At 38.4% G+C, this 12,564-nt stretch carries 9 protein-coding genes and 1 other RNA gene; 4 read left to right on the forward strand and 6 right to left on the reverse strand.

Translation table 11 applies throughout. From position 1 onward, the window contains the following. Window positions 1-160: 160 nt before the first annotated feature. The 3 genes from RR062_04315 to RR062_04325 form a co-directional block, all read right to left on the reverse strand. A complete protein-coding gene (locus RR062_04315) occupies window positions 161-1,054 on the reverse strand; it encodes a DUF6273 domain-containing protein (GenBank protein ID MEG2026933.1) in 894 nt (297 codons plus the stop codon). A gap of 141 nt (window positions 1,055-1,195) precedes the next feature. Next, the gene (locus RR062_04320; GenBank protein MEG2026934.1) at window positions 1,196-2,491 is read right to left on the reverse strand and encodes a VanW family protein; all 1,296 of its coding nucleotides are present in this window, start codon (window positions 2,489-2,491) and stop codon (window positions 1,196-1,198) included. Further along, a complete protein-coding gene (locus RR062_04325; GenBank protein MEG2026935.1) occupies window positions 2,492-3,310 on the reverse strand; it encodes a PHP domain-containing protein in 819 nt (272 codons plus the stop codon). It abuts the gene before it with no gap. A gap of 115 nt (window positions 3,311-3,425) precedes the next feature. On the opposite strand from RR062_04325, the gene RR062_04330 reads away from it, so the two are divergent. Together RR062_04330 and RR062_04335 are read left to right on the forward strand one after the other, a co-directional pair. Further along, window positions 3,426-4,121 (forward strand): hypothetical protein, encoded by a 696-nt coding sequence (locus tag RR062_04330; GenBank protein ID MEG2026936.1) that lies wholly within the window; start codon window positions 3,426-3,428, stop codon window positions 4,119-4,121. A gap of 4 nt (window positions 4,122-4,125) precedes the next feature. Beyond that, window positions 4,126-5,124, forward strand: coding sequence for a GGGtGRT protein (locus RR062_04335; protein ID MEG2026937.1), 999 nt, complete (start codon window positions 4,126-4,128; stop codon window positions 5,122-5,124). Between the two features lie 223 nt (window positions 5,125-5,347). Here the strand turns inward: RR062_04335 and RR062_04340 are convergent, their stop codons facing one another. From RR062_04340 to ileS, 3 genes are read right to left on the reverse strand one after another with little or no spacing between them, the layout of a single operon-like run. Further along, the gene (locus RR062_04340) at window positions 5,348-6,073 is read right to left on the reverse strand and encodes a pseudouridine synthase (GenBank protein ID MEG2026938.1); all 726 of its coding nucleotides are present in this window, start codon (window positions 6,071-6,073) and stop codon (window positions 5,348-5,350) included. A 2-nt stretch (window positions 6,074-6,075) separates the two neighbouring features. Continuing rightward, window positions 6,076-6,924 carry a class I SAM-dependent methyltransferase gene (locus tag RR062_04345; protein ID MEG2026939.1) on the reverse strand — a complete coding sequence of 283 codons (849 nt, stop codon included), beginning with the start codon at window positions 6,922-6,924 and terminating at the stop codon, window positions 6,076-6,078. Further along, entirely contained in the window at window positions 6,921-10,022 is a 3,102-nt protein-coding gene (ileS, locus tag RR062_04350; protein ID MEG2026940.1) for an isoleucine--tRNA ligase, read from the reverse strand. Before ileS ends, RR062_04345 begins: the two co-directional genes overlap by 4 nt. A gap of 633 nt (window positions 10,023-10,655) precedes the next feature. Between ileS and ffs the strand changes: the two genes are divergently transcribed. Both ffs and RR062_04360 read left to right on the forward strand, forming a co-directional pair. After that, window positions 10,656-10,920, forward strand: an RNA gene (gene ffs / locus RR062_04355) — signal recognition particle sRNA large type. A 194-nt stretch (window positions 10,921-11,114) separates the two neighbouring features. Next, window positions 11,115-12,488, forward strand: a complete 1,374-nt coding sequence (locus RR062_04360) for an aldehyde dehydrogenase (protein ID MEG2026941.1) — start codon at window positions 11,115-11,117, stop codon at window positions 12,486-12,488. The last annotated feature ends 76 nt before the right edge of the window (window positions 12,489-12,564 follow it).

Genomic DNA, 12,564 nt, shown 5'->3' on the forward strand with positions numbered 1-12,564 from the left:
ACAAGAATTTTTCAACTTTAACTCAATTTAACTTGACAAACTATTTTACAGTTTATTAATTTATATTTTTTTATTCGGTTTAAATTAATTAAAAAAGCTATAAGATTTACTTATAGCCAAAAATGTTTACCTTGCACATTATTTAGTTTACATAGGCTAATTAGTAATTTGAAATTACTATTGCCGGCGCAACTCCCACGCTTGTTTCAATAACGTCGCAATAATTAGAAATAGCGCCCATATTGCCTACGTGCGAAACACGTTTGTCGCTGTCGGGGTCAGCCGAGCGTAGCCACCACCAACAAGTTCCATAGGTGTCTTGAACGGTTGAAATCCATAATCCGTTACATCTTGCAAAGTCGCTAGAAACTTTTGCCCTAACCTTGCCTACTTGCATAGCCGTAGAAAAACCATATTTTGTTTGAAGAACGTCTACTAAACTAAGTAAAAAGACTGCATCAAAAGTATTAGCTTGACAAATCGCATATTTGTTGTTTTCGCCTCTATACGCCGTCTTTTTGTTATCTAATTCGGTTAAACGTAATTTGTCCTGCTGGCTAGAATCAAATGCCTGACCATAAAAACTATTGTTAAGCCAATGTCTTAATGAGCTTTTTTCATAATTGTTAGGGTTTTGTCCTGTTTTTTGGTCGTCGCTATAACTTACGCAATCTATAACTTTGTCGGTAAGTAACATAATCGAACTGCCCTTAGAAAGAATTCGCCAATTAATAGGCTCGACTTTAAAATAGTAATCTTGCCCTTCAACAATTATTGTTCCGTCGCTAAACTTATATTGCTTGTCTTTATCATATAATTTTGCCGTACGCTTAGCATATTTGAAGCCGTCGCTACCTAAAAAATATCCGTCTTCGCCGGCAGTTTGCTCAACTGTGACATTATCGGCTTTTATTGCTTGCGGATACAGCCCAAACTCCATATATTCGCCCTTAGTGACAATGTCTTCTCCGTCTACTCCGCAAGCGCTGACAAAAACAGTGAGCGATAAAATTATAACTAGAAGTACGCTGGTAATTAATCTTGATTTTTTCATTTGATAACCTCCGCTACTTATAATTCTACCACAAATAACACGAGGTTGAACAATCTTTTTTAAAAATTTACATTTTAAATTTTATTTTTTAAAAATATAGGTTTAGACATATTTAGTTTGTTAATTGATATAATTACTGATTTATTCGTTTGGTATTGGTTCGATTTGATTTGGCAAAATATTTTTAGGTATATTTAGCGGTCGTTTTTGCGTCCCAACTACCACTATTCGGTCGCAACCTCTATATTTATCTTTTGATAAAAATTTTATTTTCTCCAACTTATCATTTTTAAAATAGTGTAATTCGCCTATTGAAGTAACCGCATCGCTACCGTAAGACAAAATATACCGCTCGTCGTCGTATTTAACTTTATCTAAATATTTGCCCTCTCTATCTATAATTACGCTTTCTTTACAGCTTTCTTTTTGAAAAATTTTGCTAACTCGCTTAATCTCGTAATCGAGCTTCTCGCCAAAAATTTTTATAGTAGCCTTTTTATCGCTTACGCAAGCGTAGATATAAATATCGCTTGACGTATTGTTGACAAATACTAAATTAGACGTAGAACTTACCATACAATCAAAACTTGGGGCGACATAGCTACTTGTTAAAGAGTGTGGCGAACGCTTGTTTACAGTAATATCGGCAAGCAAAAGAGCGTTATAAAGCGTGGTTGAGGCTTGACAGACTCCTCCGCCTACGCCATCGACATATTTGCCGTCGACGATTATTTTAGCCATCTTATAGCCGTTTCTTTGGGTGCGTTCTCCAACTATGTCGTTAAAAGAAATTGTCTTATTTTTAGGTATAATCAAACCGTTAAAGTTTGACAAGGCTCTGGCGATATTGTCGCTTCTCGCTTGTCCGCTACTATAAAAAGTCGTGCTAAATTGACCCCTTAAAGTGGTGGCGTTTAACATATCTTGATATGTTTTTTCGGCGACAATATTTATAGTTGGAAGGTATAAAGTTAAAGAATTGTCTAAATTTTCAATTAAATTTTGGAAAAAGGCTGTCTTATCTACTTTAATTCCGTCTTTATCCTTAGTATAATTGAAATTACCTTGCCTAGTAAAAGAAGCGGTTGCGTTTGTTGGCGCAAAGTTGACTTCTTTTTCTATCGAAGAAACAAATTCCCTTATACTTGGCAAAACATAGCATACTGCTTGTTCGCAGGTGTAGCCTTGATTGATTAACTCGGTAATTATTTTACGTTTAGTCTTAACCGAACTATAAATTTGAGCGTTTTTAATTCTAAATTCGCTTAAAGAAGTTAAGTGTTGGTTAAGACTATATTTCCACGTTTTATCATTATAAATTACCTTTACGGCTACATTCCACGTCATTTCCGCATTTGCAAAATTTGGCAAAAAAATACTCACAAAACAAATTGTGAGCATAAGAATAATTACGATTTTTTTTGTAAATTCTTTCATCTATACTTCCTTAATATTTAGCACCTTTCTTGTCAATTTATTGGGGGTAAATACTCCGTCCCCACCGTGAGTGCTATCGTGATAATCGCTACCGCCAGTTACAATTAATTTGTATTTGTCGGCAAGCGAACGGTAAAACTTACGCTCAAAATCAGTATGCGCATAATAATCGGCTTCAATACCTTGCAAACCAAAACCTTTAAGATTGGCTACAAGTTCGGCTACTACGTGTTGGGCTAATTTGAGATTTTTGGGGTGGGCAAGAACAGGCGAACCGCCGTATCTTGTGGCTAACTCAATCGCTTCTCTTGGAGTAAGCCTTTTTGACCTAACATAAGCCTTTTTGCCAAAGCCTAAATATTCGTCAAAAACGGCGTTGCGAGTTGGACTTACGCCTTGTTTTACCATCTCGTCGGCTATGTCGGGTCTACCGATAGTCTTATTAGACGTTTGAGAATATATTTCGTCCATATCTATGTTAATACCAAAAGTAGCAAGCTTTTCAGCTATACAGTAATTGCGAACTTTGCGTAAATCTTGCAATTCTTCAAGTTCACGAGCAAGACAAGGGTTAGCGTAGTCAATATTGTACGCTAAAATATGAATTTCAATTTCCTCGTAACTAGATATTTCAATTCCGCTTAAAACTTGTACGCCCAACATTTCTCCGCAATTAATAGCTTGGCTAACTCCGCTAATTGTGTCGTGGTCGGTAAGCGAGATACAGTCGATATTTCGGTCTTTGGCTCTTCTTACTAATTTTTCGGGCGTTAATTTTCCGTCCGAATAGACGGAGTGAAGATGTAAATCACATATCATAGCTAGATTATATCATAAAAAATCGTCAAGTCAATATATAATACAAAATCACTTGCCCAAACGCTTATAAAATTATATAATAATGACGATATTAAATAAATTAGGAGGAAATACTATGCCAAATTACACACACGAAGTTGAAAATATGACTTGCGTGACAAAGGGTTGCGACCACGGCGCCGCACCTATTCCACAAGAGGGCGGGTGGACACAAGTCAAGGAGATTAGCCAAATTTCTGGTCTTACACACGGTGTTGGCAGATGCGCCCCTCAACAAGGCGCTTGCAAACTTACGCTTAATATTAAAAAAGGCATAATTGAAGAAGCCTTAATCGAAACGTTGGGTTGTTCCGGAATGACTCACTCCGCAGCTATGGCAGGAGAAATTCTACCCGGAAAAACTATTCTTGAAGCCTTAAATACCGACCTTGTTTGCGACGCTATCAACGTAGCTATGAGAGAATTGTTCTTGCAAATTGTTTATGGTCGTTCGCAATCGGCTTTTTCGGACGCAGGGCTACCTATTGGCGCAGGACTAGAAGACTTAGGCAAAGGACAACGTAGTCAAATAGCCACAATTTATTCTACAAAAGCAAAAGGCGTAAGATATCTAGAAATGACCGAAGGCTACATTACTAAGTTAGCGCTTGACGCAAACGGCGAGATTATCGGGTACGAGGACGTAAGTCTTGGCAAAATGATGGATTACGTGCAAAAAGGTATGTCGGGTACAGACGCATTGGCAAAGGCTACAAGCACATACGGAAGATTTGATGAAGCTGTAAAAGTCATCAATCCACGCAAGGAGTAGAAAAATGATTACATTTGAAAGTTATAATCGTAGAATAGACCATATAAACGAAGTTTTAGCTCAATATGGCATTAAAGACCTTCAACAGGCAAAAGATATTTGCGTAAATAAAGGTATAAATTGCGAAGAAATAATTAAGTCAATTCAACCTATCGCCTTTGATAACGCAGTTTGGGCTTATACGGTAGGTTGCGCTATTGCAATTAATTCTAAATGTATAACCGCCGCCGACGCTGCGCAAGCAATAGGCGTAGGGCTACAAGCATTCTGCATTAAGGGTAGCGTTGCCGACCACCGCAAGGTGGGACTAGGTCACGGCAATCTTGGCGCTATGCTTCTTAGCGAAAACGTTTCTTGTTTTGCCTTCCTTGCAGGACACGAGAGTTTTGCCGCAGCCGAAGGCGCTATTGGCATTGCAAAAACAGCAAACAAAGTGCGCAAGACCCCTCTACAAGTTATTCTTAACGGTTTGGGCAAAGACGCAGCTTACATTATTAGTCGTATTAATGGCTTTACCTATGTTCAAACATATTTTGACCACGAAGAGGAAAAACTACAAATAATTAAATCAATACCGTTTAGCAAGGGCGAAAGAGCTAATATTCGTTGTTACGGAGCAGACGACGTAAACGAAGGCGTAGCTATTATGCAACACGAACACGTTGACGTTTCTATTACGGGCAACAGCACAAACCCCACTCGTTTCCAACACCCGGTAGCAGGTATTTACAAAAAATGGACGGTTGAAAACAACATTAAATACTTCTCGGTTGCAAGCGGTGGTGGCACAGGCAGAACGCTTCACCCCGACAATATGGCGGCAGGTCCTGCTAGCTATGGTATGACCGACACTATGGGCAGAATGCACAGCGATGCGCAATTTGCAGGTAGTTCGAGCGTGCCTGCCCACGTAGAAATGATGGGACTTATTGGTATGGGCAACAATCCTATGGTCGGCGCAACAGTCGCTTGCGCAGTAGCGGTAGCGGTAGCCCAAAAGTAACAAAAACGCCCCCCCCTAGAACAATTTTGTATGTATTAGGCGTTTGCTCGGCTATGAGCAAACGCCTAATTTTAGCTTATGATATCTCAGCCACACAATAGTTATATATTTTAGTATTTTAACTCATTAAGGGAGAACAAAAATGTTCTCCCTTAATTATTAAATTATTGATTAAAATAGTTATTTGAAATTTATGTTAAATTGTTGATTTAATTGACATCGTTTAATATTCGTCTTGATGGAAATAGTCGATATATTTATTGACGTCAAAAAGATTGAAAGGAAAGTCTTCGGGCGGATAGCATACAAACACCATACGTTTATTTGTAACAGGGTGCGTTAGCACAAGCTGATAAGCAAATAAAGCAAGGTTACCTTTGCCAAACCTATCTCCGCCATAACGAACGTCGCCAAACACCGCATTGCCCTGAGAAGCAAATTGAACTCTTATTTGGTGGCTTCTACCCGTTTCGAGTACGACGTCAACCAAGCTAAGATTTTCGGCATAATCAAGAACTTTATAATCTAGCGTGGCTTTCTTTGCCCCCGCAGTACCGACGTTAGAAACGTAAACGGTGTTAGTTAGAGCGTTCTTTTTAAGGTAAGAGGTTAGTGTGCCTTGTGGAATATGCAATTCGCCACAAAGTACGGTTAAGTAACGCTTTTCAATTTCGTGAGTGACAAAAGTAGCGCTAAGTCTTGCGGCGGCTTTACTTGTGCGGGCAAATACCATAATTCCGCCTGTTGGACGGTCAAGTCTATGCACAAGCCCTAAGTAGGCTTCGCCCTCTTTATTATATTTTTGTTTGATATAGCCTTTAAGTAAGGTGAGTAGGTCTAAATCGCCAGATTTGTCTTCTTGGGTAGGTATATTTTGAGGTTTGACCACAACAAGAATATGGTTATCTTCGTAAAGTATTGGAACGTCGTCAATAGTAAATTCTTTCATTATTACACCCCTACAAATAATCCCGACGCTCCGCAAGGAAGGTTGATGCCCTCTTGCGTAGGTAAACCTACCTCGTACGCCGTAATATTGCCTTTATATTTTTGTAAATTTAGTTTCAAAATGTTTTCAAGCACCATAGGTTGAAGCCCTGTCGTATAGGAATTAATCAAAACAAATAGAGGCTTGTCGCTTAAAACTTGACAACACAAATTGACAAAGTCATATAAATTGTCTTCAAGCTTCCATATTTCGCCATTTGCGCCCCTGCCGTAGCTAGGCGGGTCCATAATAATAGCGTCGTATTTAACTCCTCTATTTATTTCTCGTTTAACAAATTTTGCGCAATCATCTACAATATATCTTATAGGCATATTGGATAATTTATTGAGCGCAACATTCTCTTTTGCACGTTCAACCATATTTTTTGCGCTATCTACGTGGCAAACGTTAGCTCCTGCGTAACTACACGCAACTGTCGCTGCGCCCGTATAGGCAAACAAATTAAGCACGTTGATTTTACGGTTGGCATTTTTGATTAAGTCAATCATAATTTGCCAATTTACAGCTTGTTCGGGGAACAATCCGGTATGTTTAAAGCCCATAGGTTTAACTATAAATTTTAAATTTTTCCACCCTACCGTCCATTTATCAGGCATAGGTTTAAGATATTCCCATTCGCCTCCGCCGGTTGAACTTCGGTGGTATATTGCGTGCGGACTTATCGAAACACCGCAATTCTTCCAAATAACTTGTGGGTCGGGGCGTGACAAAATAATGTCGCCCCATTTTTCAACTTTTTGCCCTTCGCCGGTTGTAAGCACTAAATAATCTTTCCAATCTTGCGCTATCACTTTATCACCACTAAGGATACTTTAACGTTGTGTCCGTTGATATCCAATTCTTTAATTTGTCCGTCGTTTATGCCAATAGCGTCGGCAAGCGTTTCCTTTTTAAGAATTTCGGCCTTTGCGTTTGCAATTTCGACCACTTCTTTGTCGCCCGAAAGGCTGATGCCAATATGGTCGGTTACTACAAAACCGCATTCTTTGCGCATAGTTTGTATTTTTGAAATAAGTTCTCTTAGCAGTCCTTCTTCGACAAGCTCTTTACTTAGCGTCGTATCAAGAGCGACGGTAATATCTCTAATATTTGCAGTTGCGTAACCGACTTTACTAAGAGTTGTAATAAGTAGGTCGTCGGCGGTAAACTCAACTTGCTGTCCTTGAAGGGTTACGACATAGGTCTTACCGCTTCTTACCGTATCAACAACATCTATTGCGTTACAAGTGGTTAAAAATTGTCTAATACTACCTAGAAGTTTGCCATATTTTGGTCCAAGCGTCTTTAATTGCGGTTTAAGCTCGTAAGAAATAAATTGTTCGCCCCCTTCGGCTGTCAAAATTTCTTTAACGTTAAGTTCTTCGCTAATAATGTCTTGCAAAAATTTGTCTATTTTATAGTCGCTTACAATATACATTTTGCTTAAAGGTTGACGATTCTTTATATTGCTTGCGTTTCTACAATTTCGCCCGAGAGCTACTATATCTCTAACAATATCCATACCTTTTTCAAGAGATTTATCAATATATTTTTCTTCTACTGCGGGAAAGTCGCATAGATGCACTGATTTAGGCGCATCGGCAAAAAATTCGGGTACTAGATTTAAGTACATTTCTTCGGTAATAAAGGGTACAAATGGCGCTGAAACCTTGCACAGCGTTACAAGAACTTTATGCAAAACTACGTAAGCCGACTGTTTATCCTCTGTCCAACTACTGCCCCAGTATCTTTCTCTACAACGACGAACATACCAGTTAGATAGCAAATCGCTAAATTCCTCAATCGCCCTTGCCGAGTCGGTTATTTGATAATGTTCGAGTCCTTCGTCAACAACTCTAACTAGCGAATTAACTTTGCTAAGTATCCACTTGTCCATTGCTGAAAGTTTACAATTTTCTATATTATATTTGCTAGGATTAAATTTATCTATATCGGCATACAAAACAAAGAAAGCGTAAGTGTTCCAAAATGTGCCTAAAAATTTTCTTTGCGCTTCGCTTACCGCTTCGTCATAGAAGCGACTAGGCAAATAGGGTTGCGAAGCCGTATAGAAATACCACCTTACGGCGTCTGTGCCTTGTTTTTCTAGCGGTACCCAAGGGTCGACAACGTTGCCCTTGTGTTTGCTCATTTTTACGCCGTCTTTGTCGCCAACAAGCCCAAGTACGACGCAATTTTTAAAACTAGCCTTGCCGAACAATAAAGTCGATACGGCAAGTAGAGTATAAAACCACCCTCTTGTCTGGTCGATTGCCTCGCTTATGAAGTCGGCTGGAAAGTTCTTTTCAAAAAGTTCGACATTTTCGAAGGGATAATGGAACTGCGCATAAGGCATAGAACCGCTGTCAAACCAACAGTCCGCAACTTCGGGCGTTCTTACATAATTTCCGCCACAATCGCATTTCCAAGTAACTTTATCTATATAGGGACGGTGAAGTTCGACTTGTCCGCAGTGTGACAATTCGTCAAGCTCTTTCCTACTGCCAACAATATGAGTTTTACCGCATTTGTCGCATACCCAAATAGGCAACGGCGTACCCCAATATCTTTCCCTACTTACGCCCCAGTCTATAACGTTTTCAAGGAAGTTGCCCATTCTGCCTTCTTTTATGCTCTCGGGTAACCAATTAACCGAGTTGTTACTCTCAATAAGTTGCTTTTTAATATCGGTAACTTTGATAAACCAACTTTTGCGAGCGTAATAGATTAGCGGAGTATCGCAACGCCAGCAAAAAGGATAGCTGTGTTTGTATAGTAATTCTTTGTGGAGCAGTCCACGCTTACGTAAATCTGCAATTATAAGTTTGTCGGCGTCTTTGCAAAATATGTCGGCAAGACCAGTAGCTTCTTTAACAAATTTACCCCTTGTATCCACCATTTGTACTAGCGGAAGGTCATATTTCTTGCCCACTCGGGAGTCTTCTTCGCCAAAAGCCGGCGCAATATGCACAATACCCGTGCCGTCGGTAAGCGTTACATAACCGTCGCAAACAATGCGGTAAGCATTGACTTCTTTTTGATAAGCAAAAAGAGGAATATACTTCTTACCTTCAAGCTCTTTGCCTCGTTGTTCTTTGACAATTTCGCAATTTTCAAAGAAGTTTATAACTAAATCTCTTGCAAGAATGTAGTATTTATCGTCTTGCTTAATTGTTACGTATATCTCGTCGGGATTGACGCATAACGCAACGTTACTAGGCAAAGTCCAAGGAGTTGTAGTCCAAGCAAGGTAATAGGTGTTAGGTTGGTCAACGCTTAGAAACCTTGCAACTACCGAAGTTTCTTCAACGTCCTTGTAACCCTGCGCAACTTCGTGAGAAGATAGCGCCGTACCGCAACGAGGACAATAAGGCACAATTTTATGCCCCTTGTAAAGTAGTCCTTTTTTGTCAATTTCTTTAAAAGCCCACCACTCCGACTCAATATAGTTGTTGTCGTAAGTAATATAAGGATTTTTCATATCCGCCCAGTAGGCGACCCGTTGAGATAAATTTTCCCACTCGCCCTTATATTTCCATACGCTTTCTTTACATTTTTTTATAAAAGGCTCGATGCCAAATTTTTCAATATCTTGTTTGCCGTCAAGACCTAATTGTTTTTCAACTTCAAGCTCAACGGGCAGACCGTGTGTGTCCCAACCGGCTTTTCTTAGCACCGAGTAGCCTTTCATAACTCTATAACGAGGTATTAAGTCTTTAATAACCCTAGTCAAGACGTGACCTATGTGAGGCTTACCGTTAGCCGTTGGCGGTCCGTCGTAGAAGGCAAAACTCTTTTGCCCTGCGTTTCTTGCAAAAGATTGCTCGACAATGTTATTATCTTGCCAATATTTAAGCGTTTCCTTTTCCCTTTCTACAAAGTTAAGCGAACTATCAACTTTTTTGTACATCTTTTTTCTCCTTTAAAAGATTACTAATGCCGTATATTTCTTTTATTGATTAATTATTAATTTATTGTTATGAGGTTGTTTTGTTATAACTAGCTAAATCTATTTTGGTATAAATTAGTCGGTTTAAGACATTTTTTACAACAAAAAAACTCTGTTGGTTAGAAAAACTTGACACAACAAAGTTACCATTTCAAACCGTACAAATTTACATTTATACCGCCCACTTATAACGGGGTAGCAACCGTATTAGCTTACTACAACGCTTTTAAAGCTGTTGTTTGGGCTAATCTGCTGGTTAGGCGATAGCTTGTAAGGTCGCTTAGTCGGTATTTCACCACGCTTACCGCTCTCTAATACTAAGATACCAAATAGTCTTGTCCTAACTCTTGACGCATTTAAAAATATTATTTTAATTTTAATCAATTTTTGATAATTTGTAAAGCGAATAGACCTTAAAAATTGTATTTGTTTTACTTTTAAAAAGATTTGTAAGCATTACAACTGTTTATATGTATTAATTTTTAATATAAATATTTAATTTTCTACAAATATCTTATTTAATTTATCTAATTTTCATCTTATGTTTAAATAAAACTCTTGCGTTTATATAATTTATACTATATAATATCACTACTGTGCTAGGCGGGGAGCTAGTGGTGCCCTGTCACTCGCAATCCACTACAGCGAGGCCGAATGTCTTTGGACGGCTACAATGTGGGAAGTGTGGATTAAGCAAGGGGTGTTGATAACAAGGTCTTGTACAACAGGACGCTGTGAAATATGTCAGGACGGAAGTAGCAGCATTAAGCAGATTGTTTTGTGTGTTATAAGGAAACTTTGGAGTAATTACCTACTTAAATACCTGTTCGGCGTTGTCTAGTCAACCTAGATTGCACAGTATTTTTTTTACGCTTTTTTAATTAAATTATATAAATTTCTATATAAATAAGCTGTGTTTACTTTAACAATAATCTTTATGCCTATACGCAAATCAGGCAAATTGACTTTTTAGTGATATTGACTAATTAAATAATTTGTGCTATACTCAAAAATATTAAATATGCAAATTTATTCGTCTTGGAGGAAAAATATATGGATTATCAATCAGTAATTGCTAAACAAGCAGAGTTTTTCGCCTCAGGAGCAACTAAGAGTCTAGCGTTTAGACGTTCGTCTTTAATAAAGCTACGTGACCAGATTATATTAATGGAAGACAAAATTAAGTCTGCAATATATGCCGACTTATCCAAAGGTAGCAAAGACTGCTATATGACAGAAATGGGACTTGTGCTTGGCGAAATACGCTATATGCTCAAACATCTTAACAAATTAGCTCGCATTAAACGTGTTCCTACGCCACTAGCGCAATTTCCTGCAAAAAGTTATATTTATCCCCAACCTTATGGACAAGTTCTAATTATGAGTCCTTGGAACTACCCCTTTATGCTTACAATCGAACCGCTTGTGTCGGTAATTGCAAGCGGAAACACCGCAGTAATTAAGCCGAGCAATTATTCGGCAAATACTAGCGCATTGATTAAAGAATTGATAGAATCGATTTTTCCACCCGAATTTGTTGCGGTGACTACGGGCGGTAGAGAGGTAAATTCGGCGCTACTCGAACAAAAATGGGACTATATTTTCTTTACCGGCAGTAAATCCGTTGGCAAACTTGTAATGGAAAAAGCAAGCGTAAATTTAACCCCAGTAACGCTTGAACTTGGCGGAAAAAGTCCTTGCATAGTTGATAAAACGGCTAATATTGAGTTGACGGCAAGAAGAATAAGCTGGGGCAAATTTATTAATGCTGGTCAAACTTGCGTTGCGCCCGACTATATCTTAGTAGACAAGACAATTAAAGATAAGTTTATTGAACGCTGTAAATATTATATCGAACTTTTCTATGGTCAAAAGCCGATTGATAACCCTAACTTATGCAAAATTATTAACGATAAACATTATGAACGTTTGATTGGTCTAATAAATCCCCAAAAAGTAGTCTACGGCGGTTATGGCGAACCGACAAAACGTAAAATATGTCCCACTATAATGGACAATGTTTCTATTCAAGACGCAGTTATGCAGGAAGAAATTTTTGGCCCGATTATGCCGATTATTCCATTTGATAATATTGAAGAAATTTACAAAATAATAGAACAAAACACTCACCCGCTTGCGTTATATTTGTTCTCTTGCGATAAAAATACTCAAAAGCAAGTCCTTTCAAGGGTAGCGTTTGGCGGTGGCTGTATCAACGACACCATAGTTCACCTCTCAACCGACCACCTCGCCTTCGGCGGAGTTGGGCAAAGCGGTATGGGAAGTTATCACGGCAAAGCGGGTTTTGACTTGTTTACCCACTACAAGAGCATACTTAACAAGAAAAATTACCTAGATATTACTATTCGTTATCCAAATAAAGACAGTATGACAAAGGGCGAAAAGATAATTAAAAAATTACTTTAATATTTTTTAAGTAATTTTAACTAAGTAAAATTAAGTAAGCGTTTGTATAAATTAAAATAAAGACTTGTAACTAAGT

This window comes from Clostridia bacterium (assembly GCA_036654455.1).
Lineage (GTDB): Bacteria > Bacillota > Clostridia > Christensenellales > CAG-314 > JAVVRZ01.